Origin of the sequence: Pontibacter beigongshangensis, from assembly GCF_014332515.1 — a bacterium.
Classification (GTDB): domain Bacteria; phylum Bacteroidota; class Bacteroidia; order Cytophagales; family Hymenobacteraceae; genus Pontibacter; species Pontibacter beigongshangensis.
The window spans coordinates 55,417-78,802 of record NZ_VFSD01000024.1 but is presented as its reverse complement, the minus strand read 5'-3'; the positions used below and the strand labels follow the sequence as shown (position 1 = coordinate 78,802).

General features: G+C 50.5%; 22 protein-coding genes and 1 tRNA gene. 11 read left to right on the top strand and 12 right to left on the bottom strand.

Annotated elements, in window-relative coordinates; translation table 11 throughout:
* Window positions 1-16: 16 nt before the first annotated feature.
* From FJM74_RS17995 to FJM74_RS17975, 5 genes are all read left to right on the top strand, one after another.
* Window positions 17-577, top strand: coding sequence for a DUF1599 domain-containing protein (locus tag FJM74_RS17995; protein WP_187264030.1), 561 nt, complete (start codon window positions 17-19; stop codon window positions 575-577).
* A complete protein-coding gene (locus tag FJM74_RS17990; RefSeq protein WP_187264029.1) occupies window positions 561-1,658 on the top strand; it encodes a BT_3928 family protein in 1,098 nt (365 codons plus the stop codon). Before FJM74_RS17995 ends, FJM74_RS17990 begins: the two co-directional genes overlap by 17 nt.
* Window positions 1,659-2,066: 408 nt before the next feature.
* Window positions 2,067-3,122: an ABC transporter permease gene (locus FJM74_RS17985; protein WP_187264066.1), complete on the top strand. Its 1,056-nt coding sequence runs from the start codon at window positions 2,067-2,069 to the stop codon at window positions 3,120-3,122.
* Between the two features lie 431 nt (window positions 3,123-3,553).
* Window positions 3,554-4,063: a shikimate kinase gene (locus tag FJM74_RS17980; protein WP_187264028.1), complete on the top strand. Its 510-nt coding sequence runs from the start codon at window positions 3,554-3,556 to the stop codon at window positions 4,061-4,063.
* Between the two features lie 145 nt (window positions 4,064-4,208).
* Window positions 4,209-4,817 carry a sterol desaturase family protein gene (locus FJM74_RS17975; RefSeq protein ID WP_187264027.1) on the top strand — a complete coding sequence of 203 codons (609 nt, stop codon included), beginning with the start codon at window positions 4,209-4,211 and terminating at the stop codon, window positions 4,815-4,817.
* A 67-nt stretch (window positions 4,818-4,884) separates the two neighbouring features.
* On the opposite strand, the gene FJM74_RS17970 is transcribed toward FJM74_RS17975, so the two are convergent.
* From FJM74_RS17970 to pheS, 5 genes are all read right to left on the bottom strand, one after another.
* On the bottom strand, window positions 4,885-5,061 hold the full coding sequence (locus tag FJM74_RS17970; RefSeq protein ID WP_187264026.1) for a hypothetical protein: 177 nt from the start codon (window positions 5,059-5,061) through the stop codon (window positions 4,885-4,887).
* Between the two features lie 590 nt (window positions 5,062-5,651).
* Window positions 5,652-5,725, bottom strand: a tRNA-Asn gene (locus FJM74_RS17965).
* A 127-nt stretch (window positions 5,726-5,852) separates the two neighbouring features.
* The gene (locus tag FJM74_RS17960; RefSeq protein WP_241739232.1) at window positions 5,853-6,275 is read right to left on the bottom strand and encodes a Rieske (2Fe-2S) protein; all 423 of its coding nucleotides are present in this window, start codon (window positions 6,273-6,275) and stop codon (window positions 5,853-5,855) included.
* Window positions 6,262-7,119: a 3-hydroxyacyl-CoA dehydrogenase NAD-binding domain-containing protein gene (locus FJM74_RS17955; protein ID WP_187264025.1), complete on the bottom strand. Its 858-nt coding sequence runs from the start codon at window positions 7,117-7,119 to the stop codon at window positions 6,262-6,264. The genes FJM74_RS17960 and FJM74_RS17955 overlap by 14 nt, the downstream gene beginning before the upstream one ends.
* A gap of 156 nt (window positions 7,120-7,275) precedes the next feature.
* A complete protein-coding gene (gene pheS / locus FJM74_RS17950; protein ID WP_187264024.1) occupies window positions 7,276-8,301 on the bottom strand; it encodes a phenylalanine--tRNA ligase subunit alpha in 1,026 nt (341 codons plus the stop codon).
* A 752-nt stretch (window positions 8,302-9,053) separates the two neighbouring features.
* Here pheS and FJM74_RS17945 point away from each other — a divergent pair.
* The 5 genes from FJM74_RS17945 to FJM74_RS17925 are packed head-to-tail and all read left to right on the top strand — an operon-like array spanning window position 9,054 to window position 16,072.
* Window positions 9,054-9,701: a TetR/AcrR family transcriptional regulator gene (locus FJM74_RS17945; RefSeq protein WP_187264023.1), complete on the top strand. Its 648-nt coding sequence runs from the start codon at window positions 9,054-9,056 to the stop codon at window positions 9,699-9,701.
* A gap of 32 nt (window positions 9,702-9,733) precedes the next feature.
* On the top strand, window positions 9,734-11,209 hold the full coding sequence (locus FJM74_RS17940; protein WP_187264022.1) for a TolC family protein: 1,476 nt from the start codon (window positions 9,734-9,736) through the stop codon (window positions 11,207-11,209).
* Between the two features lie 25 nt (window positions 11,210-11,234).
* A complete protein-coding gene (locus tag FJM74_RS17935) occupies window positions 11,235-12,380 on the top strand; it encodes an efflux RND transporter periplasmic adaptor subunit (protein WP_187264021.1) in 1,146 nt (381 codons plus the stop codon).
* Between the two features lie 19 nt (window positions 12,381-12,399).
* On the top strand, window positions 12,400-15,813 hold the full coding sequence (locus FJM74_RS17930) for an efflux RND transporter permease subunit (RefSeq protein ID WP_187264020.1): 3,414 nt from the start codon (window positions 12,400-12,402) through the stop codon (window positions 15,811-15,813).
* A 4-nt stretch (window positions 15,814-15,817) separates the two neighbouring features.
* Entirely contained in the window at window positions 15,818-16,072 is a 255-nt protein-coding gene (locus FJM74_RS17925; protein ID WP_187264019.1) for an acyl carrier protein, read from the top strand.
* Between the two features lie 438 nt (window positions 16,073-16,510).
* On the opposite strand, the gene FJM74_RS17920 is transcribed toward FJM74_RS17925, so the two are convergent.
* The 4 genes from FJM74_RS17920 to FJM74_RS17905 all read right to left on the bottom strand — a co-directional run bounded on the left by FJM74_RS17920 (window position 16,511) and on the right by FJM74_RS17905 (window position 19,327).
* On the bottom strand, window positions 16,511-17,251 hold the full coding sequence (locus FJM74_RS17920) for a M48 family metallopeptidase (RefSeq protein WP_187264018.1): 741 nt from the start codon (window positions 17,249-17,251) through the stop codon (window positions 16,511-16,513).
* Between the two features lie 246 nt (window positions 17,252-17,497).
* Window positions 17,498-17,740: a hypothetical protein gene (locus FJM74_RS17915; RefSeq protein ID WP_187264017.1), complete on the bottom strand. Its 243-nt coding sequence runs from the start codon at window positions 17,738-17,740 to the stop codon at window positions 17,498-17,500.
* Window positions 17,741-17,758: 18 nt separating this feature from the next.
* Window positions 17,759-18,310, bottom strand: a complete 552-nt coding sequence (locus FJM74_RS17910) for a YkvA family protein (RefSeq protein WP_187264016.1) — start codon at window positions 18,308-18,310, stop codon at window positions 17,759-17,761.
* A gap of 414 nt (window positions 18,311-18,724) precedes the next feature.
* Entirely contained in the window at window positions 18,725-19,327 is a 603-nt protein-coding gene (locus FJM74_RS17905; RefSeq protein WP_187264015.1) for a C40 family peptidase, read from the bottom strand.
* Between the two features lie 290 nt (window positions 19,328-19,617).
* On the opposite strand from FJM74_RS17905, the gene FJM74_RS17900 reads away from it, so the two are divergent.
* On the top strand, window positions 19,618-19,992 hold the full coding sequence (locus tag FJM74_RS17900; RefSeq protein WP_187264014.1) for a hypothetical protein: 375 nt from the start codon (window positions 19,618-19,620) through the stop codon (window positions 19,990-19,992).
* Window positions 19,993-20,058: 66 nt separating this feature from the next.
* On the opposite strand, the gene FJM74_RS17895 is transcribed toward FJM74_RS17900, so the two are convergent.
* The 3 genes from FJM74_RS17895 to FJM74_RS17885 all read right to left on the bottom strand — a co-directional run bounded on the left by FJM74_RS17895 (window position 20,059) and on the right by FJM74_RS17885 (window position 22,815).
* Complete coding sequence (locus tag FJM74_RS17895) at window positions 20,059-20,691, bottom strand: thioredoxin family protein (protein ID WP_187264013.1); 633 nt, start codon at window positions 20,689-20,691, stop codon at window positions 20,059-20,061.
* 5 nt (window positions 20,692-20,696) lie between these two features.
* The gene (locus tag FJM74_RS17890; RefSeq protein WP_187264012.1) at window positions 20,697-21,197 is read right to left on the bottom strand and encodes a TlpA family protein disulfide reductase; all 501 of its coding nucleotides are present in this window, start codon (window positions 21,195-21,197) and stop codon (window positions 20,697-20,699) included.
* A 313-nt stretch (window positions 21,198-21,510) separates the two neighbouring features.
* On the bottom strand, window positions 21,511-22,815 hold the full coding sequence (locus tag FJM74_RS17885) for a PepSY-associated TM helix domain-containing protein (RefSeq protein WP_187264011.1): 1,305 nt from the start codon (window positions 22,813-22,815) through the stop codon (window positions 21,511-21,513).
* Window positions 22,816-23,386: the final 571 nt, after the last annotated feature.

Sequence of the window (23,386 nt, the reverse complement as noted above, 5' to 3'; positions counted from 1 at the left end):
AATTAAAATTAAAAAGTTGATTAGTCAAACCATTCAGGAATATAATCAGGTAGTAAATCGCTGCAAAGACACCTTCGTAAAGAAGACCGCCGACTACGGCACCGCCTGGCGCGTACTGCGACTGCCTTCCATCACCGATCAGATTTTTATCAAAGCCCAGCGCATCCGCTCCATTCAGGAAAAAGGCGTGCAACTGGTGCAGGACGATATCAGCTCCGAGTTTGTAGGCATCATCAACTACTGCGTAATTGCGCTTATACAAGCCGCTCTGCCCGCCGGTGCGCCCATGGCGCTGGAGGCCGAAGAGGTGGAGAAGCTGTACACGGCGCAGATCCAAGAGAATATCCTGCTCCTGAACGCCAAAAACCACGATTACGGCGAGGCCTGGCGCGACATGCGCGTGAGCTCTATTACCGACATTATCCTGATGAAACTCTACCGCACCAAGCAGATAGAAGACAACCAGGGCCAGACGCTGATTTCGGAAGGCGTGGAAGCCAACTACCGCGACATGATCAACTATGCCGTGTTTGCCCTCATCAAATTAAACTTTGCCCCTCATGAAGCTACTAAGTAAGTTCTGTTGGCTCTTTGTCGGCGTGCTTTTTATTTTTTCGGGCCTGATCAAAATCAACGACCCCGTGGGCACGGCCATTAAGCTGGAAGAGTATTTCGAAGTTTTTGCAGAAGACATTGCTTCTTTCTTCCACGTTTTTAAACCCTATGCCTTGTTCCTGTCCATCTTCCTGAGTGCGCTGGAGATTGTGCTGGGCGTGGCCCTGCTGGTGCGCTGGAAGTTGAAGGAGGTGCTGCTCGTGCTGCTGGCCCTGACGGTGTTCTTCTCTTTCCTGACTTTCTACTCGGCCTACTTCAACAAAGTAACCGACTGCGGCTGCTTCGGCGATGCCATTGTCCTCACGCCCTGGCAGTCTTTCACAAAAGACATTGTGCTGCTGGTCATGATTCTGGTGCTGCTGTTTACGCAGCGCTACCTGAGGCCGCTCACTAATTTTACAACAGGCGCGGTGGTGGTTTCGTTCACAGCGCTTTTGTCGGTGGGCTTGGGCTGGTATGCCTACGAGCACCTGCCTTTCGTCGATTTCAGGGCCTATAAAGTGGGCAGCCATATTCCGTCGCTCATGAAACCCTCGGCGCCGCTCCGCTACAAGTACGTGATGCTGAAGGATGGGGAAGAGCTGGAGTTTGAGGAATATCCGATGGATGAACAGTACAAGTTCAAGGAGATGGTGGCCATTAACCCGGAAGACGGACCGAAAATCACTGACTTCAACGTCTGGAACGACGAAGGCGACCACACGCAGGAAGTGCTGACAGGCAAAAAGCTGCTGATTGTGGTGCAGAACGTGCCAAAGACCAACCGCGACAGTTTCGGGGAGATAAACAGGCTGGTGGCTGCGGCCGAGCAGCAGGGCATTACACCGTTGGTGCTCACCTCTGCCGGCCGCCAGGAGTTTGAAGAGTTCCGCCACGACGTGAGCCTGGCTGCCCCTTACTACTTTGGCGATGGCACCGTACTCAAAACCATGATCCGCTCCAACCCTGGCATCATGCTGCTGCAGGACGGCACCGTGAAAGGCATGTGGCACTACAACGACACGCCGGAGATAGGGGAGGTGCAGGCCTTATTGGCAGAGTAACGGGTATGAAGTTTTACAAGTTGTTCCTCCTGCTGGCGCGAGCTTGTAGCTCGTACCTTCCAATTATCCAGAGAAAACACGCAGCAAAAAACAGTACGAGCTATAAGCCTTATCTTGTCCCATATCTTTTCTGGAAAGAGGCTTAAATCAGCCTGTATTCGATGTATTTCCAGAAGCGATAACATGAGGGTGAATGATTAGAGCAGAAAGAACTAAAAATGAATCAAAAACTGTAAAAATGGAAGCTCTTTGCCTCTTTAGTTTATCCTCGTTCAGAGAATGTTCATTACTGGAAAAGATATGGGACAGGATAAGGCTACAAGCTCGCACCAGCGGGTAACGTAAAAAGACAACTTTCCGAAACCTAAAAGCACTCATACATCCACTCAATAACAATAAACCTTGAAACTGCTAGGATTCATACTGAGCCGAATGGGGCATGGCCTGCTGATACTGCTGGGTGTGCTGGTGGCGGTATTTTTCCTGTTCAATGTGCTGCCCGGCGATCCGGTGGCGCTGCTGGCCGGGCAACGCTCCGACCTTTCTACGCGCGAGGCTATAACCAAAGAACTGGGGCTGGACAGGCCGCTGCCGGCGCAGCTGCTCTTTTATATAAACGATGTGTCGCCGCTGTCGGTGCACGAAGATACGGAGGCGAACCAGCAGAAGTACGACTATACTACCCTGGTTGATGTGGGGGAGGATGTGGTGGTTTGGAAGATGCCTTACCTCCGTCGCTCGTTCCAGAGCAACAAGAACGTGACCGATATCCTGCTCGATCACTTCCCTGGCACTCTCTGGCTGGCGGTGGCTGCTATGATCATAGCACTCGTGCTGGGCATTCTGTTTGGCGTGCTGGCCTCGCTGCGCCCTCACAGTGTGCTGGATCATGCGCTGGTTACCACGTCGGTGCTGGGGATCTCGGTGCCCTCTTTTGTGGCGGCCATTCTTATTGCCATTACCTTCGGGTTTTACTGGAGCCACTGGACCGGCCTCAGCCTGACGGGGCAGCTCTACGAGATCGACCCTTTTGAAGGCCGCCAGCTCATGCTCCGCAACCTGCTGCTGCCGGCGGTGGCGCTGGGCATCAGGCCGCTGGCCGTCATTGTGCAGCTCACCCGCAGCTCCATGCTCGACGTTATGTCGCAGGACTATATTCGCACGGCGAAGGCGAAGGGCCTGAGTCAGCGCCGGGTTATCATGGGGCACGCCCTCAAAAACGCCCTGAACCCGGTCGTGACGGCTGCCTCGGGTTGGATGGCCTCGCTCATGGCCGGCGCTTTTTTCATCGAATACATCTTTAACTGGAAAGGGCTGGGAGCCGTTACCATTCAGGCGGTGCAGAACCTGGATTTCCCGCTGGTAATGGGAGCCACACTGTTCGTAGCTTTCCTGTTTGTGCTCATCAACATATTCGTGGATCTGCTCTACACCATGCTCGACCCGCGCGTGAAGCTGGACTAGGAACGCAACCAACTTCAGCATCACCACCCTGAGCAAAGCCTCCGGAAGGGCTTTTTGATTCGAATAATTTGGTTGTTAATGTGCTAATGGGTTCATGTGCTAATTGTTAAATGGTCGTTTTGGGAATTTGAAGATGAACCGAAAACACAAATCAACTCTTAACTCTTAACCTAAAAGGAGTCTACCATCTAAAATCTAGTGTCTAGCATCTAGAGAAACCTCCGGAGGACCTTTTTTATTCAAATAATTCAGAATTTGCCTTTCTGCCTCAGTACTAACGACTTCGTGTCTGCAGACGGGGCATCTAAGACGTAACTTTGTCTTTCTGTACTGTTATATCGTCAGGCTGTGTGGCTTTGGTGCGTTTTTTGATATATCCGATTTTGTTATATAGCGTTTTTGTTTTTCTACTTAAGCCAGGTATCTGAAAGATGTTGCTTTTTTTGGTCGGAATGATGGGATCCGGGAAATCTACCCTGGGCAAACAGCTGGCGCAGCACCTGCAGGTACCCTTTGTGGACCTGGACGAGTACCTGGAGAAGCGGGAGAACAGCACCATTGCCCAGCTGTTTGAACAGGGGGGAGCTGCCCGTTTCAGAGAGCTGGAGCGGAAGGCGCTGGAGGCCGTGGTACAGGAGTTCCGGCAGGCTGTGGTGGCTACCGGCGGGGGCGCCCCCTGCTTTCACGACAACATGACACTGATTAACCGCGCTGGTGACAGTGTTTTTCTGGATGTGCCGGTGGAGGAAATTCTGCAACGTTTGCAGGCCACCGACCTGCGCACGCGCCCGCTGCTGGCCAATAAAACAGAGGCAGAACTTAATGCCTTCCTGACCAACACCTTAGCCCAAAGACGACCTTTTTATGAGCAGGCCACCTACACATTAGGCGGCAAAGTTTATAACATTGAGGCCTTATTAGCGTTAATTAACCATAAATAAGAAGCAACGTTATTATGAATAGCCCGAATGTTAAAGAGAAAAAAATATCTCTTTTCAGATTGCGGCAATAATTATCTTGCTGCAGTTTCCTGATTCAGTAGCATTCAGTTTTACATCTGAAAAAAAGTGTAGAGAGTAACAAGTTATGAAACCTAACCACAAAGGACGTGCTCAAATTTTCCAGAACCCTGTACTGGAAAGGCTTACGAGAACCCATATTGCCCTTCCAATTATCATCTTTATCAGTATAGCGGGCGGACTGATTTATTATGGCATCACCTACAGCTTTATTAATGTAGTAGAGGCTTTTGGCTTATTTCTGGTAGGCTGGCTCATTTTTACATTACTGGAGTATCTGGCTCACCGGTTCGTCTTCCATATGGATACCGACACGCCGCTGAAAAAGAACATACAGTACACTTTCCACGGTAATCACCATGATTTTCCGAAAGACAAGGAGCGCCTGGCCATGCCGCCAATTGTAAGCGTGTTCATAGCCTCGTTGCTGTTCTTTATTTTTAAGCTGATGTTCGGTCCGCTGGTTTTCGGCATTGTGGCTGGCCTGCTCTTTGGCTACGCGCTCTACCTGTTTGTGCACTACGCCGTGCATGCGTTTGCGCCGCCCAAAAACTTCCTGAAGGTGCTATGGGTGCATCATAGCATCCATCATTACAAAGACCCCGAGGCGGCCTTTGGCGTGTCTTCACCGCTATGGGACTGGGTATTGGGCACAATGCCCGGCAAAAGCAAATAGCTGAAGCCGCATATCCACATAAAAAAGGAAGCTCTGGAGCTTCCTTTTTTTATGTGGATATGGCTGATTATCTTCTGCCCCCGAGTTTCCGGAAAATCCAGATCACGATCAATACTATAATAACGATAATGATAACTGCTGTCCACATGCCAGCTTTAAAGATGTCGCCAATCACCTCGCAGCTGCTCAGCGTTGTGGTTAAAATGATTAAGATGGCATAAAGGTAAGGCTTTATATTTTTCATAGTTTTCGTTTTTTGTGATCAGGGTGCTGGTTAAGCATGAGCTCGATTAAAGCAGCCACCCTAAAGTATGACAATATTACCATGTGTATAATGAGAATACTGGAATTCTGCCTAAAAGGTTGACTGTTGCAGCCCTGCAAGTTGCTGAGCTATGGGTTCCCATATCCCTGCCAGCCACAGGCAGCGGGGCAAACGCGTGGTGTGGTTTAATAGTTGGAGCAGCAGAAAGGGGAGGGCAACATGTTCTGAAAATTGAAAACTCGGTTCTCTTGTATGCTTCCGTATGATTGCTGCCGGGGCGGGGTATATACATTTGCCCGTAAGACGTACTGCCACCGGGTTTTTGTGGATAACTAATGTTATTAACATTTTTACTAACATTTTTAGTTGCAGACTAACTGGCTTAGCTGCTCCTCCTGAAGATTTATGCTCCACACACGCTATAAATAAATTATCTGTAGGCTGTGCTGAGGGAAGAAGGCATGAGCAGGAAGCGGAGCAGTGTGGTGCCGGCTTTAGAGGAAGGGGTAACAGGGGGCACCAACAAAAAAGCCACTTAACGATTTTACTCGTAAGTGGCTTTTTTTAAGCTCCCCCTCTTGGGCTCGAACCAAGGACCCCATGATTAACAGTCATGTGCTCTAACCAGCTGAGCTAAGGAGGAGTGTCTCTTTCAGCAATTGTCTTGCTGTTTGATGCTGCAATATTACGGCAGTTTTTCTTTCTACGCAAGCGCAGCCCGAAAAAAATCTTTAATAAAAGGTTAATTTATTGGGAATCAACCCAAAAAATTAATTGGTGATGTATAAGACAGAACCGCTCAGCGAAGTTCGGTAGGGCTTGAGTCCCAGAATAGCCGGGCCCGCGTTTACATTGCCATACATGCTGAACTGGGAGCCGCAGCACTTGTCTATCATAAACAGGTTCGATTCGTCTACCTCTACCCGGGCGCAGTCGGCGGTGGGGTCATAGGTGCAGGCGCGCTCAAAGGCATGGTAAATGGTGGACGTCTGGCGCACCACAATAATGCCTTTGTAGCCGGCATTTATATAGGCGAAGCCGCCGTCCTGGCGCAGCATCGGGTACTGCAGGCTGCTTACGTTTATCTGCTCGTTTACCGGCACATTGGGTATGTTCGGGTGGTTGTTTTCGTCGCGGCAGGAAAGGAGCAGCAGCGTGAAGAGCAGCAGGAGAATCTGGTTAATCTTGGTCATAAGTATAAAAGCCTTTGCCGGTTTTGCGCCCCAGGTGCCCGGCATCCACTTTCTGTTGCTGCACACGGCTGGGCCTGAACTTCGGGTCGTAATAAAAAGCCTCGAACATAGAAGCGGTTACCGTGTAGTTAATATCAACACCTATCAGGTCCATAAGTTCAAAAGGGCCCATTTTAAAGCCGCTGGCCCGCATCAGCTGGTCGATGGTGGCTGCGTCGGCAACGCCTTCCTCCAGCAGTTTCAGGCTCTCCACATAAAATTGGCGCGCCACCCTGTTAACGATAAACCCCGGCGAATCTTGTACCAGCACCGGCGTCTTTCCGAGCTTCAGCACGAGCTGCTCTATGGTCTGGGCTACAGCGGGCGCCGTGGCAGCCCCTGACACCACTTCCACCAGTTTCATGATATGGGCCGGGTTGAAAAAGTGCATGCCCACCACCCGCTCCGGATGCGGCACCGGGGCCGCTATGCGGGTAATGGAAATGGAGGAGGTATTGGTAGCGAAAATAGTGTTTGCATCGTTTATGCCGGAGAGCTCCTTAAAGATGCTCTGCTTTACCTCCAGCCGCTCCACCACGGCCTCTATAATTACATCGGCATAAAGCTCTAAGGTGTTGCCGGTAAAGGTCAGGCGCTGCAAGGTGGCTTCTTTGTCGGCGGACGTTAGCTTCTGGCGGCTTACGCCCTGTTCCAGGTTGGCGGTTATGGCAGCCTCTGCTTTCTGTAGCTTGCTGGCGCTGATGTCGTAGAGGATGGTGGTGTAGCCCGCCTGCGCGCACACCTGCGCGATGCCCAGCCCCATAGTGCCGGCACCCACCACCCCTATCTTCTTTATCTCCTTCATTTTTCAGACACAAGTATCAGAGCACAAGATTTATTATTCTGATATCACAGCAGCAGAGCCTCCGGAGGGGCATTTTGATTAGAATAATTTCTCCCTAAAAAAGACAGGAGATAACCATTCAACAATTTAGCCATTGAGCAATTTAGCATCCAGCAATCAAATAATCCCCTCAAACTGCTTCAGGAAGCGCACGTCGTTTTCGGTGAACAGGCGCAGGTCTTTGATCTGGTACTTGAGCATGGTAATGCGCTCTATGCCCATGCCGAAGGCGAAGCCGGAGTATACTTCCGGGTCGATGCCGCAGCTTTGCAGCACGTTCGGGTCTACCATGCCGGAGCCGCCGATCTCTACCCAGCCGCTGCCTTTGCAGATGTTGCAGCCTTCGCCTTTGCAGATCAGGCAGCTGATGTCGATCTCGGCGCTTGGCTCTGTAAAAGGGAAAAACGACGGTCGGAAACGCACTTTCGTGTCTTGCCCGAACATCTCTTTGGCAAAATAATATACTGTCTGCTTCAGGTCGGCAAAGCTTACGTTCTTGTCTACGTACAATCCCTCCACCTGGTGGAACACCATGTGCGCGCGGGCCGAGATGGCCTCGTTGCGGTACACGCGGCCCGGCATAATGCTGCGCAAAGGCGGTTGCTGCATCTCCATCAGGCGCACCTGCACCGTGGAGGTGTGCGTGCGGAGCAGCTTGTCGCGGTCCTGGCTCAGGAAGAACGTGTCCTGCATCTCGCGGGCCGGGTGGTTTTCGGGGAAGTTCAGGGCCGAAAAGTTGTGCCAGTCATCTTCCATCTCCGGGCCTTCGGACACGTTGAAGCCGATGCGCTCAAAAATGCGCACAATCTCGCTGCGCACCAGCGACAGCGGGTGGCGTGTGCCCAGCGTGGCCGGCACAGGCGGCAGCGTAAAATCGAAGCTTGTCTCACCGGCATCGGCCGTGGCAGAGGCCAGTTGTTCCTGTGCCTGCTCCAGCTTTTCCTGCGCCAGGTTCTTGAGGCGGTTCAGGTCCTGCCCCACCTGCCGGCGCTGTTCCGGAGCCACCAGCTTCAGATCGTCGAAAAGCGCGGATATCTGGCCTTTCCGGCCAATATAAGTGATTCTGAACTGCTCCAGCTCGGCTGCATTGCCGATATGGGCGGCCGCTATTTCTTGTTCTACTCGTTGTATCTTCTCAACCATAATACACAAAGATAATAATCCTGCTAATTAATGTGCTAATAGGTTAATTGCTAAATTGTTTAATTGTTCTATGAGAGCTGGATCACGCTTTTGTCATCCAGAATGGATCTTGTGGGCGAGATGCACTTAAAGGAATGGTCATGCACATCCTCTAACTGTTGTAAATCCCGGAGGTAGGGGGCCTGCATAACGATTTATACACAAGTCTATCCTCTATAATCTAGTATCCAGCATCTTTACTGAGCAGCAGCAGAAACCTCCGGAGGGGCAGCATCATTAGAATAATTCTGAATTTTAGTGCTGCCCATGCAACGCTGTCACGCGAATGTGGCTCTTATTAATCAGGATGGTTAAGATGCAGAACTTTGCTATTCAGAGGCTTAATTTGCCTGTTTGTATAGTTTAGCTTTTGAGTAAGGCAGCTTTTATGCAATTTTGAGGTAGCGGGTTCAGAAGAAGGCAGTTCCTTTTGCATGCGCAGCCTGGGGGGTGTTTCTGAGAGCCGGCAAAATTTGCTTTCCGGCGGCTTTGCAGGTATTAGGCTTTTCGGAAAATACGGCTGGAAGACGGCCTGGAATATAAAAAGCAGATTATTTGAATGAAAACGGCCCTCCGCAACCTTTGCTGCCCCTGCTGCCAAGCCTGCTTCTGAATCTTAAAGGGCTGACGTGTATGTGCTTACAGGTGTTAGTACGCCGAAAAATTACAGCAGGAAACTTTGGAAACTAAAAATGTTTCCTTAGTTTTAACCCGTGGAACAGCAAGCAGGATCACTTCAGTTGAATTCAGAAATTCAGGTAAAAATCGCGACGGCGGCCTTTGAGCTTTTTTGTGAGCAGGGTATCAAGGGCGTGTCGATGGACGATATTGCACAGCATCTGGCCATGTCGAAGAAAACGATTTACAAGTGGTACAGCAACAAAGATGAGGTTGTGTATGCTGCGGTAAAAGGGTTTCTGGATAAAATGGGGCACGACAGCGAGTGCTGCCTGAGCAATTCGGAAAATGCGGTGGCGCAGCTTTTTAATATCATGCAAACGGTGCGGCAGCTTTTTGTGAGCATCCGGCCTGCCGTCTTTCACGACCTGCGCAAATATCACCCCAGCGCCTGGAAACTCTGGCAAGACCACAAGTGCAGTTTTATGCTCGGCAGCATAAAGCAGAACCTGCGCCAGGGCATAGCAGAGGGCCTGTTCCGGAAAGACCTGGACATAGAGATTGTAGCCCGCCTCCGGATGAACATGGTGGAGCTTCCTTTCGACCCGCACGTTTTCCCACAACACGAGTTTAACCTGCAGCAGGTGCAGCAGGAAACCCTGGAACTCTACATGCTTGGTATCGCCACGCTCAAGGGCCACAAGCTGATCAATGAATACAAGCATATCAAAGAAGACGAATAAGCAGACTTCCCATTTTACCTAGCCCATAAACAATGAAAAAAATAATCTTACTGTTACTGATTCTGTTAACTTCAGTAGCGGGTGCCATGCAGGTAAGCTCGCAAGGTACACCATATTCTTTCAGTCTCCAGCAAAGCATTGAATTTGCGCTGAAAAGTAAAGCAAGCTTAAAGGCAACGCGCAACGAGGAGCGGATAGCAAAAGCTAAGGTTGGTGAGATCAGAGCAATTGGCTTGCCACAGGTAAATGCTTCGGCAGAAGTAGGTAATAACTTTATTCAGCAAAAAACGGCTTTAGATCCAAGTGGTTTTGGGCCTCAAATGGAGCTACAGCCTTTTGTTATTTCTCAGGGCGATATTGCTTCAGGTCAGGATATAAGGTTGACCCCAACATATGCTGCAGCAGAACAAAGGCCGAATCAACCCTTGCAGATTATTTCATTTGTGCAACCTTACACCGGAAGTCTAACTGTAAGTGGCAGCCAACTGCTGTTTGATGGCTCTTACCTCATTGGTTTGAAAGCTGCCAGTACTTATACCGAACTGTCCAGAAAAAGCACGATTCAGAGCGAAATTGAAATAGCAGACCAGGTTTCCAAAGCTTATTACAGCGTGCTGGTGAACCGTTCCCGCATGGAGCTGCTGAACCAGAACCTGGTACGACTGGATACCCTGCTAAAACAAACTGACATAATGTATAAAAATGGTGTTGCGGAGAAGTTGGATGTGGACAGGCTGCGTGTTTCTTTCAACAATCTAAATGTGGAGAAGCAAAGGACAGAAAGGTTGTTAGATCTTAGCCTGTCTTTACTAAAGTTCCAGATGGGCATGCTTCAACAAGAGGAGTTGGAGTTAACTGATCAGTTGGAAGAAGTAGAAGTGGAGCTGAATAAGATCAGCAGAGATGATTTTAATTATGGAGGTCGCATCGAATATTCTATTCTGGAAACACAACGTCAGTTAGCTCATCTCGATTTACGCAATATAAGATCGGGTTACCTGCCAAAGCTAAATCTGAATGCACGCTATGGTTATGCAGGTTTTGGGCAAACTTTCTCTGATGTAATGAACATTCGGGCTGGTCATAACAATGTGACCAACCGCAACTGGTTCGATTTCGGATATGTAGGGGTGCAACTGCAGGTACCTATTTTCGATGGCCTTCGCAAAAGCTACCAGATTCAGCAGGCCAAAATCACCCTCGATAACACGGAGCTCGGTTTTGAGGAACTTCGCCAAAGCATAGATCTGCAACTGACACAAGCCTCTACCGAAATAATCAATTCAATAGATGTGCTGAAATCTCGCAAAGAGAATATGGAACTGGCAGAAGAAATAGCGCGTGTCGCCAAAATAAAATTTCAAGAAGGTGTAGGCTCAAATCTGGAGGTAGTTACTGCTGAAACAGACCTGCGGGAGGCCCAAACCAACTACTACGCCGCCATGTACGACGCCCTGATTGCCAAAGTAAACCTCGACAAAGCCACCGGTACCCTGTTAGCAAAATAAGACTTATGAAAAACCTCAACCAACCATGAAAAGAATACTAGGAATAATAGTCATAACGGTTCTGATGAGCACCACAGCCTGCCAGAATGACAAAGAAACCCAACTGGCGGCGCTGAAGCAGGAGCAGAACGAAATACAGGCTAAGATTGCTGCCCTGGAGGCCGAGCTGAAGGCAGAAGGGAAAGGCGGAGAACCGGAGAAGAAGACCATCCCGGTGTCGGTGGCCACTATCCAGCAGGACACCTTCCGCCATTACCTGGAAGTGCACGGCACTGTCGACTTTACGCAGAACGTAATGGTGAGCCCTAAAGCAGGCGGCGTTTTAACCAGCATACGGGTGCAGCGTGGCGACCGGGTGGCGAAAGGCCAGACCATGGCTACCATAGACGCCACCGTGCTCGACCAGAACCTGGCAGAAGTGCGCACACGCCTCGATCTGGCCCGCATCGCCTACGAAAAACAGAAGAACCTCTGGGATCAGAAGATCGGCACCGAGATGCAGTTCCTCACGGCCAAAAACAACTACGAGGCGCTCCAGCGCAACCTCTCCTCCATAGAGCAGCAGCGCGACCACTATAATGTAAAATCGCCGATTGCGGGCGTAGTCGACGATGTGGTGCCCAACACCGGCGAAGCTGTGGCCCCGGGCATGGGCATTATCCGGGTAGTGAACACCACCGGGGGCAAGGTAGTGGCCGAAGTATCGGAGGCTTACCTTTCTAAAATAAACAAAGGCGCCGAAGCTGTGGTGAGTTTCCCTGATCTTCAGAAGGAGGTAAAAGCCACCGTAGACGTAGTGAGCCAGTTCATTAACCCAACCAACCGAAGTTTTAAAATTGAGCTCCGGCTGAAGGACACGAAAGACATAACACTCCGGCCAAACCTGGTAGCCCTGGTGCGCATACAGGATTATGTGAAAAAAGGCGCTATTGTGGTACCTGTAAACCTTTTGCAGAAAGATGAGAAGGCGCAATATGTATATGTCGCTAAAAAAGAGGGCAACGGCTATGTGGCTTTCCGGCAAGAGGTAACAACCGGCGTAACCTACAGTGGCCGTGTAGAGGTGCTGTCTGGACTTGCCGCTAATGACCAGCTTATCACCGCCGGTTACCAGAACCTGAACGAGGGGCAACCAGTAGTTTTCAGCCAGGTTAGCAGCGCCGCCCTATAACCCCCATAAGCCCAAAACTATGAAACAGTTTAAGCCAACCAACTGGTCTATCGATAACAGGACCAGTATCTATATCATCACTGTTATTATCTCTATTGCAGGTATATTTTCTTATATAAACCTGCAGAAAGAGAACTTCCCCGATATTGTGATCCCTACTGTTTTTGTAGGCACGATCCATCCGGGCACCTCGCCTACGGATATGGAGAACCTGGTGACGCGGCCTATCGAAAAACAGATAAAGTCTATTTCGGGCGTAAAGAAAGTAACCTCTAACTCGCTGCAGGACTTCTCCATGATTACGGTGGAGTTTAACACCGATGTGGAGGTAGTGGAGGCCAAACAGCTGGTAAAAGACGCCGTAGACAAAGCCCGCACCGACCTGCCCAGCGACCTGGACCAGGACCCGACGGTGCAGGAGATCAACTTCTCCGAGTTCCCGATCATGTCGGTAAACGTGTCGGGCAACTATAGCCTGGACAGGCTGAAAAAATATGCCGAAGACGTGCAGGACCGGATAGAGGGCCTGCCTGAGATTACCCGCGTAGACATGGTGGGAGCGCTCGATAAGGAGGTGCAGGTAAACGTGGACATGTACAAAATGCAGACGGCCAAAGTCACCTTTAACGACATAGCTAATGCCATCGCCTACGAGAACATGACCATTTCAGGTGGCAGTGTGGCGGTAGGAGAGATGAAGCGCTCGGTGAGGGTAGTGGGGCAGTATACAGATCCCGACAAAATAGGGGATATATATGTGAAATCGGTGCCCGGCGCCAATATTCAGCTTAAAGATATCGCGGAGGTAAAAGAAGGCTTTGAGGAGCAGGAAAGCTATGCCCGCCTCGACAACTCCCCGGTAATTACGCTGAACGTGATCAAAAGAAGCGGCGAAAACCTGATCGAAGCTTCTGACAAGATTTCGGACCTGCTGGATGAGATGCAGGGTTCGGTGCTGCCAAACGACCTGAAGGTGACCATAACCGGCGAGCAGGCTACCATGACCAGGCACACGCTTAACGATCTGATCAATACCATTATTATCGGGTTTGTATTGGTAACACTTGTACTCATGTTTTTTATGGGTGCGACCAACGCTATTTTTGTGGGCCTGTCGGTGCCGCTGTCTATGTTCCTGGCCTTTATTATTATGCCTACGCTGGGTTTTTCGCTGAACATGATCGTGCTGTTCTCGTTCCTGCTGGCACTTGGCATTGTGGTAGACGATGCCATTGTGGTTATAGAAAACACGCACCGCATTTTTCATCAGTCTAACATTGGCATTTTAGAGGCAGCCAAAAAGGCAGCCGGTGAGGTATTTGTGCCTGTTCTGGCAGGAACGCTAACTACGGTGGCGCCCTTCCTGCCGCTGGCGTTCTGGCCGGGCATTGTGGGCAAGTTCATGTTCTTCCTGCCTATTACGCTTATCATTACCTTATTATCGTCGTTGCTGGTTGCCTTTATCATGAACCCGGTATTTGCGGTAACATTCATGAAGAAAGAACACGGCAAGGAGGTTTCGCCGGGAGCACGTAAAAAGTTTTTGTATGGTGCGGTGGCTGCGCTGGCCGTGGCTGTGCTGGGCTATAGCACGGGCTGGTATGGTACCGCCAACCTGATTGTGCTGCTCGTGCTGCTCGTGCTCCTGAACAAGTACGTGTTTACGCGCATGATCAATGGTTTCCAAAACAGGGTGCTGCCTCGGTTTATGGCCGGTTATGAGCGGTTACTGCGCTGGACGCTGCTAGGGTACAGGCCGATAGGCGTATTTGTGGGCATAATGGCCTTGCTGGTGCTCTCGATCGTTGCCATAAGTCTGCGTTCCCCTAAAGTCGTGTTCTTCCCCGAAAGCGACCCGAATTTTGTGTACACCTACATACAGCTGCCGGTCGGTACAGATCAGGTGGTAACCGACTCGGTAACCAAGGTGGTGGAAAAGCGCATCTATAAAGTGATAGGAGAGAATAACCCCGATGTAGAGTCTGTTATTTCTAACGTGGCCATCGGCGCCGGCGACCAGAACGACCGCAGCACCACCGCTCAATCGCATAAGGGCAAAGTAACGGTGGCATTTGTGGAGTACCAGGACCGGGTTGGCGACAAAACCTCCGGTGCTTACCTGAACGAGATACGCGAGGCCGTGAAGGGAATTCCCGGCACAGAAATTACGGTAGACCAGGAGCAGAATGGCCCTCCGGTGGGTAAGCCGATCAGCATCGAGATATCAGGAGAGGAATTCCCTGAACTTATTACCCTGTCCAGGAATGTGGAGAATTACATAAGCCAGCAACAGATACCTGGCATAGAAGGGCTGAAGTCTGACCTGGAAGACAGCAAGCCGGAAATTATCATCAACATAGACCGGGAGCGTGCTAACCGCGAAGGCATCAGCACCGGCCAGGTTGGCTCCGAGGTGCGGACAGCCATCTTCGGGAAGGAGGCTTCCAAGTTTAAGCTCGACGAAGACGAATACCCCATTCAGGTGCGCTACGCTGAGCCTTACCGCAAGAACATCGATGCCTTGCTGGGCATGCTCATCACGTACCGCGACATGAACTCCGGGCAAGTGCGGCAGATTCCGCTGTCGTCGGTGGCCAGTATCGAGTATTCCAACACCTATGGCGGCATTAAGCGCAAAGACCTGAAGCGCATGGTCACCCTGGAGTCTAACGTGCTGGATGGCTACAACGCCAACGAGATTGTGCAGCAGATAGAACAGTCGCTGGCTAACTTCCAGACTCCGGAGGGGTACGAGGTGCGCATGGGAGGCCAGCAGGAAGAGCAGCAGGAGACAGGCCAGTTCCTGATGGTGGCGCTGGTAGCCGCCTTCTGTATCATCTTCCTGATTCTGGTAACGCAGTTCAACTCCATATCCAAGCCATTCATCATACTCTCAGAAGTGCTCTTCAGCATTATAGGGGTGCTGCTGGGGTTCTCTATTTTTGGCATGGATGCCTCTATTGTCATGACAGGAGTAGGAATTGTAGCCCTGGCCGGGATAGTGGTAAAAAATGGCATTTTAATTGTGGAGTTCATAGAAGCACTCCTGGCAGAAGGCATGGAGCTGAAGGAGGCCATTGTGGAGGCAGGCAAAACCCGTCTGAACCCGGTGCTGCTCACGGCCACTGCCACTATACTAGGGCTTATACCGCTTGCGTTAGGAATTAATCTGAACTTTTTCACGCTGTTCACGGCCTTTGAACCCAACTTTTTTATGGGAGGCAGCAGTGCCGCCTTCTGGGGGCCGCTGGCCTGGACCATTATCTTCGGGTTAAGCTTTGCAACCATCGTGACACTGGTAATTGTGCCGGTGATGTACCTGCTGAATGAGAAACTGAAGGACAGGATTATAGGGAAAAAGAAAAGAGCTGTTGCGCTCAAATTAAGGCAGGACATGCCTGTAAATGGAAAAGTAAAGGACTATACGATTTAAATTTATGCTGACATCAGATAAGATGATAGAGAAAGAGGTTGTTAAGATAATTAGCAAAACCAAGCATATCCGGCCGGCCAGAGTGCGGGCTAAGGCAAATCTTTCGCAGGATTTTGGTTTCGATCCGATAGATGTGGTAGATATTATACTGGAACTCGAGAAAAATTTTCACATCACCATCCCCGACGAAGTGCCGATCGATACAGTGGGAGATTTTATCAACTACCTCACTACTCACACCATCCAGAAGGTAGATTAACAAAAGAACTTCACCCTAAAACCAAAGCAGCACGAGAGAGATCTCGTGCTGCTTTGGTTTTAGGGGCTTTTTGGATAACGGCTTAAACCGGATTATTCTAATCAGAATGGCCCTCCTGAGGTTTCTGCTGTTGCTGCTGCTAGCCGTTTTTCCCTTCCGGTATGCTTCAGGGTTTTTGAGCATCAGGAGCCGCAGGATGGTAAGATCGACAGGATGCTGGGCAGATGCAAGCATGCGTTGCAGGCAGCTTGTGACGAAGAAAGTGCCCGTACCCCTGAATTATTCTAATAAAAACTGACCTCTATGGACTTCTGCTGCTCCTGAGCGGCCATGCATGCGCCTGGCCGCTGCGCTTGCGCAACGGTTTTTGTTGCTCCTGCATAGAGCGCCCGGACTATAACATTTAAAAGAGTAATGGTTGAATCTATAGAAAGGCGCTTAGTAAATGGTAATGCGGTATGCCTTCAGTTTTTTGTCGAGCGACCTGGCGTTGCCGCAGATGCTGTCGAGGAGCGACCAGAAGCCGGGGCCGTGGTTTTTTTCTACGGTGTGCGCCAGCTCGTGCAGGATCACATAATCGCAGAGGGAGTCGGGCAGGCGCATGAGGTGCAGGTTCAGGTTAATGTTGTTGGTGAAAGAGCAGCTGCCCCACCGCGACTTCGCATTTTTGATGAACACGTTCTGGTACTCAAACCCAAACTTTTTGGCAAAGTAGGCCACACGCTCCGGCAGGTACTGCTTGGCTTCCTTCCGATAAGCTTCCTCTATAGACTTGCGGATAAACTTCTGCACATCTGCGTCGCGCACATCTTTGTGGGCCGGGTAAAATACGTTGATGTACTCTTTGTCGATGACACAGCGCATGGTGTACTGGGCGTGCGTGAGCAGGCGCAGGGTATGCGATCGGGTCCTGAATTCGCTGTTATGTTCGTATACCGTTACTTTCGCCTCATGCTTCTGCATCAGCGCCTGGTGCTCCTTTATCCAGTCGGTTTTGGTGTAAATGAGTTGCTCGGCCTTTTCGAAGCTCACGTGTGGGGGCACGGCAACACGGATGCCTTTTAAAGGCCTGACACTAATGGTAAGGCGCTTAGCCTTATCACTCCTTTCGATCAGCACTTTTCCAATGCCGTCAATGTGGAGGTTAACGGATGATAAACGTAAAAATGAAGAGGACACGATGGCTAAAAAGTTAAAGTCCAAAAACAGTAAGCCAAATATAAATAAATATTTTCTTAAAACGCCATCATTACCAACGCTTTTATCCAGAAAAATGTATTTATCTGTATTTGAATTGTACTATATTTTAGCCTAGCAATAATTTATTATAGCTGAATCTGGCTTTAATAAGGGGTGTTTTCAGAAGAAAGGAGCAAATGCAGGAAAGGCTGCCGTAGGCAGCCTTTCCTGCTGAAAAGAGATAATTTATCTTATGTTGCCACCTTCGGGCAGGTCGTCGTTGCTGTTTTTGGGAACACGCGAACTGTCGGTGGTGGCGGAGCGGAGTGTAGGCTCAGCGCTGTTGGTGGCTGAGCCTTTGGCGCCGGTAGAGTGCCCTTGCGATGTGTGGTGTGGAATTGTTTCTTCTTCAGCTTTCTGCTCCCCGGTTTGTTTATCCTTCTTCATGGAGCCTTTTTCATGCGGTCTGGCTTTCTTGTTTGCATCCATAAGCGTGTTTGGTCTACGTTAATAATCTTTTTTGTCATCTACCTGCACTGTGCCGGCAGGCTGGTCGCTGTACTTCGGGGTGCCGAACGAGCTGTCGGCGTTATGCTCCAGGCTGGCAGTGGCGGCCGCCAACTGTTCCTGTGCCGGAGCAGGTTTAGTGGCTTCCCATTCGTTAAAGCGGTCCAGCTCCGATTTAATGCTTGTCATAAACCAGGCCAGCAGCGTGGCATCGTCGAGCAGGCCGATTACCGGAATCACATCGGGTATAAGGTCTATCGGCGTCAGGAAATAAATAAAAACAGCTATGCCACCTACCAGCGTGGAGGTCGGAATGCCTTTGTACTCGCCTGCCATGGCGGCTTTGATCATGCGTGAGAGCACCTGCAGGTTCTCCCAGGCCTCCGTGGCCAGCGTGCCTATGTTCTTCTTGGTGGCGGCTTTCTTCAGGCTGTCGGCCAGAAGCTTGGTCACCTGCATCGGGTGCTGTAAAAACTGTTCAGCCTTTTTCAGTATATTTTTAAAAATAGGGCTTTGTGCTACTTTTTTACCTTCTTGTTGCTGATTCTCCATTTTGTATTGTACGTGCTAATGCTTAAGGGGTGTGGTTACTATTTCAATATCAAAAGTAGGCATATATGATGAACAAGAAAATAGTCAGCTGGCTCAGTTGCAGGAAGTTTTGCGTGCTTTTAAACGGGCTGCCTTTGTGCGGCTATTCTCATGCCTTTGCTGCTCCCTTATCTATACTGGCTCCCCCCGAAAATGTTCGGGCCCCGGCGCAACAGGGAGCCCCGCTGTGGCAAGTGCAGCGGGGCTCCCTGAAATAAACTACAGAGGTGTCGGGAGTAATGCTCCTCCAACTTTATTGTAAGAAGACCTAGGAGGCTGCGTAGGAGTTTCAAATCAGCCAGAGGCTGTAGAATTGTATGCAGGAGCAAAAACACTTGCGCCAGGATAATTTCTGATTTTTAATTCGGCGAAGCCCTAATTTACGCGGCCGGCGGCAAAGTAATGGTTGCGGTAATAGGGCTCTTTGAGCGAGCTGATCATAACGCCCCCGTTGGTGGCGGCGTGTATAAATTTATTTCCCTTCAGGTAAATGCCTACGTGGTAAATGGGTTGCTGAGGGCCCCGGCGGAAGAAAACCAGGTCGCCGGTCTGGATGCTGTCTTTTCTGATGCGCTCCACATCTCCGAACATGGAGTGGGAGCTGCGGCTAAGGTCTATGCCATACACCTCGCGGTAAATGCTGGTTACGAAGCCGGAGCAATCGGTCCCTCTTCTGCTGCTGCTACCGTAGCGGTAAGGCGTGCCGATCCATTTTGTAACGGTTTTGAGCAGTTCCTTGTCTTCGCTGTAGTCGAGGCGCATGCCCAGCTTTTTAGAGTATTGTTCGTAAAAAAGAGAGTCTTTTGGAGATGGCGCTTCGGGTACGGCAGGAGCTGGCTCGTAAGGCGGAGGGAGCAGGAAAGCGGCAGCTTCGGATACGGCAGGTGCAGGTTCGCTGGCTCCCTGTGATATTTCGTAGAAGTACGAAAGTGTGAGCGAGGCGATGGCCAGTATGCTCAGTACAATACTTTTTATCATGTGGGTTTAGCTTGTTCCCTGCCTGGTTTCGGGCTAACAGGTTCACCAGTTTCTTACAGTAAGCAGGCCCGGAGTAGCTATAAATTCAGGCCAGCTTATAACGTTTTTGATGTTATCGCATCTTTACAGGCTGTGAAAATAGGTCTCAAATTTAGAAGTTCCAAACTTAAAAGCGATTTTGTGGGAGATAGGGCTTTTTCAGGCTGGCATATTTAACAAATCGATAAATACCGGGAGATGAATACGGGCCCCAAGAAAAGGCAGTTTATAACCTTTTATAGAAAGTGTGTATGGAAATAAAAGTGATGGAGAACTCACCGTTTGCCCGTATAGCCCGGCTGGTGCTGAAGAGCAGGAACGTGGCCATGGTGCTCGGCAAAACGGTGCACCTGAGTGGTGTGAGCAAAGAGATTTTTCTGAAGGACGAAGGCTGGGTGGCGCATGAGCTGTGCCACGTGGAGCAGTTCCGGCAGCATGGGTACCTGCGCTTTCTGTGGCTGTACCTGGTGGAGTCGTTGCGGGTGGGGTACTACAATAACAAATTTGAGGTAGAGGCTCGTATTGCCGGCATGAAACACATGCAGCACCTATCGCCCACCCAAAAAGCAGCCTTTGCCCTAAAGCCTACGGAGCTGCCACTACCAGCAGATAAACGGGAGACATAAAAAGGCACAGGGCACAAGACTTCTGAAAAATCTTGTGCCCTGTATCCTGATACTTGTGTCCTAAAACTAAGCTTCGCGCCATTTAATGGTGCAGCCTATGGCCTTTGTGTTGGGCTGGCTGATATTTTTGCCTGCCACTAAGGCCTCTATGGCCTCTTCGGCATATTTCTTCTGTACTTTGTCCGGCTCACGTGAGTTGTCGTCTACGGCTCCGATATAGGCTACTTTGTAGGTACCGTCCTGCTGCTTCTGCACCACATAAATGTGCGGGGTGCGGGAGGCGCCGTAGGCTCTGGTGATGTCCTGTGTCTCGTCCTGCAGGTAGGGGAACGGGAATTTCTTTTCTTTGGCACGTTTCTGCATATCGGCGAAAGAGTCTTTCGGCGAGGCCTTGGAGTCGTTGGGGTTAATGGCTATGAGCGGATAGCCTTTGGGAGCAAACTTGTTGTGGAGCTCGATCAGGCGGTCTTCGTAGGCCACGGAGTAGGGGCAGGTGTTGCAGGTAAAGGTCACGATAAAGCCTTTGGCGTCTTTGTAGTCGGCCATCGAAACCATCTTGCCGTCTACGTTTTTCAGTTTGAAGTCCCGGGCAGTGTCGCCAACCTGGTAGCCAGGGTCGGCAGCAGGAATGGCAGCGAGCAGGAGGCCCACCAAAAGCAGGCACATGGCATAAGCAAACGGTATTCTGACTCTTTTCATAGACGTTATGGTTTTGGTTTATATTCCTGTATTAGTTGCTGCAGCTGCTCCTGCTTCATTTCCCCTTCCAGGAAGTAGTAGGTGTTGCGCTTGTTGTTGAACAGGATGGTGGCCGGAATCGCGCCAGTCCACTTCGGGTCCACCTTGTCAATAAACGTATTGCCGTCCGGCTCGTCGAGCAGCAGCAGCTCCGACTGTAGCTTGCGCTTTTTGGCGAAGGTGTTTACGCGCTTCTCCAGGTCCTGCACGGCATCCATGCTCACCAGGATCACTTTTACCGGCTGGTTTTTGTACTGCCGGTTGGCTGCCTCAAAGTAATGGAGCTCTTTTATGCAGGGGCCGCACCAGGTAGCCCAGAAGTTAACGACATAAAGCGTGTCGTGGGGGAGCTGGCGCAGCTTCTCGAGGTCTTCGTACTTTATCACCTTCACATCCTGCGCCAGTGTTGGCAAGGCTGCCGCCACTGAGAGGGCAAAGGCAAAAGCCAGGTGTCTTAACTTGATCATAAGATAGAAACGGTGCCGGGTTTAGAAATGATATGTGGGCAACCTAATTTACGGAAAATCTCCAAATGTTGCAGCTATTACATAAGTAGATAATCCGCCTTGCGAAACTGGCCGTTTGGCTATAATGCGCACAAAAAAACGGCAGCTTACAAAGAAATCGTAAGCTGCCGCTGAAATGTTTTGAATGAAAAAGCCCCTCCGGAGCTGCGCACGCTGCGAGGTTTGTTCTAAAACAAATTATTCTAATGAAAATACCCCTCCAGGAGCTCTGCTGCTCCTGCTGCGTACCATCAGTTATTTAGTTGGCGCAGTGCTACGCCGCCATGCTTCTGCTTTTTGGCGCGCTTTTCTTCCCGGATTTTTTCCTAAGCTTATTGATCCAGATAATGGTGCCGGTTACCGGGAGTGAGGTGGCTACCAGGCAGGCAATAAAGTACAGGATTTTGGAGAAGGTGCCGAAAATGTCGCCCACGTGCAGCGGCTTTATCAGGCTGGCCACCTGTGCGTTAAAGGCTTTGTCGGAGAACTTCTCTACTTTTAGCGGTTCGTTGGTGTACTGGTTCAGCTGCACCTTGTCGGAGGCGGCGAGGGCAAAAAAGCCGGCCTTGTTTTTAGTTACCACCACAGAGCCAGCCGAGTCGGCAGGTAGTGCCACGCGCAGGTTGCCCTCGTAAGGCAGCAGCAGGTTAGCCTGCTGCACGTAATCGGCTACAGTGGGCCGGCTGGCCGTGGCCGTGGCAGGGTCCGATGGCAGCGGCTTCTCGCGGCGGCCTTTAAAGATCTCCTCGCCAAGCACGGCACCCAGGCCATCTTTGTACCACTCAAACGACCAGCATAGCCCAGTAAGCGACATAACCAGCAGCAGCAGAAAAGAATAGAAGCCAAGCGTGTTGTGCAGGTCGTGGTTGGTGCGTTTCCAGTTGCCGCTGGCTTTTACTTTAAGGCCCTGCTTCCAGTTCTTCAGTTTTACCGGGAACCACAGCACCAGCCCCGACAGCAGCAGAAAGGTGAAGATGATGGTGGAGGTGCCCACAATCACTTTGCCCGGGTTAATAGCGCCCGGCTCTGCTTCTACGAGCAGCCAGCGGTGCAGCTTCATCATCGATTTAAAAAACTCCGTGGCCGGGCCTTCCGGCGTTCCTTTTACCGCACCAGTATACTGGTCTACCAGGTAGGTTTTGCCACGGCCACCGCCAGGAGGGCCTTTGGCCTCTGCTTTGCCTCCCTTGCCGGCGACTGCGCCCTCGGCGTGTTTGCCGTGCTGTTCTCCTTTAGCTGTAGCGCCTGCCTCCTTTTTCCTGCCTTCTCCGCCGCCTTCGGTTGCAGCAGCCACGCTGGCACGATACGGCTTCTCAGGATCCTGCGGAATCTCCAGCGATATAACCTTGCCCTTCAGCTCCTGCTCCAGGCTGGCGATGAGCACATCCGGAGCAATAGGTACAGCATTGGCGGGCACGGCAACACTGTATTTGTCGGGCTCCAGCAGCTCCTCCACCTCGGTATGGAAGGTGTAGATGGTGCCGCTCAGGCACACCACAAAAAGCACCAGGCCGCTACCTATGCCCAGCCACAGATGCAGGTCGTTAATTAGTTTTCGCCAGAGAGGTTTCTTTTTCATACACAGTTTTACTAAGGAGGTATAGGTATAGGTTTGCGTTCTTAAAGAATCGGTTGCAATATGTACAGATGCGCATGATATTGTGCCCAAATTTAAAGTTATTTAGACTAATTCCAAACAGTGTAAGTGGATAATATTATGCAAGCCGGGAAATGGGTGTTCCGGTACAGTGCGGATTCAGATCCGAGACCTTTGAGGTAAAAAGATGAGCAGGTTCGGAAATGAACGGGCAAAGCAGGTTTTAAAAGTTATCAACTCTTCACGCTCAACCCGCCTGCCTTTGCTTCGCAGCAGCCAATTTCACCACTTGTATTTGGTATTGCGGCTTTTTTCGCTGCTCTGGCAGTGAGGTTCGCCGGAGACTACACCCAGCGACTATGTTCCGCACGATCCCGGAAATCCTGAGGATAAGGGGCGCTGAATAAAGACTCTTCCATAATGTCTATCATCAAACTTCTTATTAAGCAGCAGCAGAGGCTCCGGAGGGGCAAATTCATTCAAATAATTCAGGCTGATGTTAAGGAATGCGCTCCTTATGTAGGCGAAATATGCCTCTCCCTTTACCAGGCAG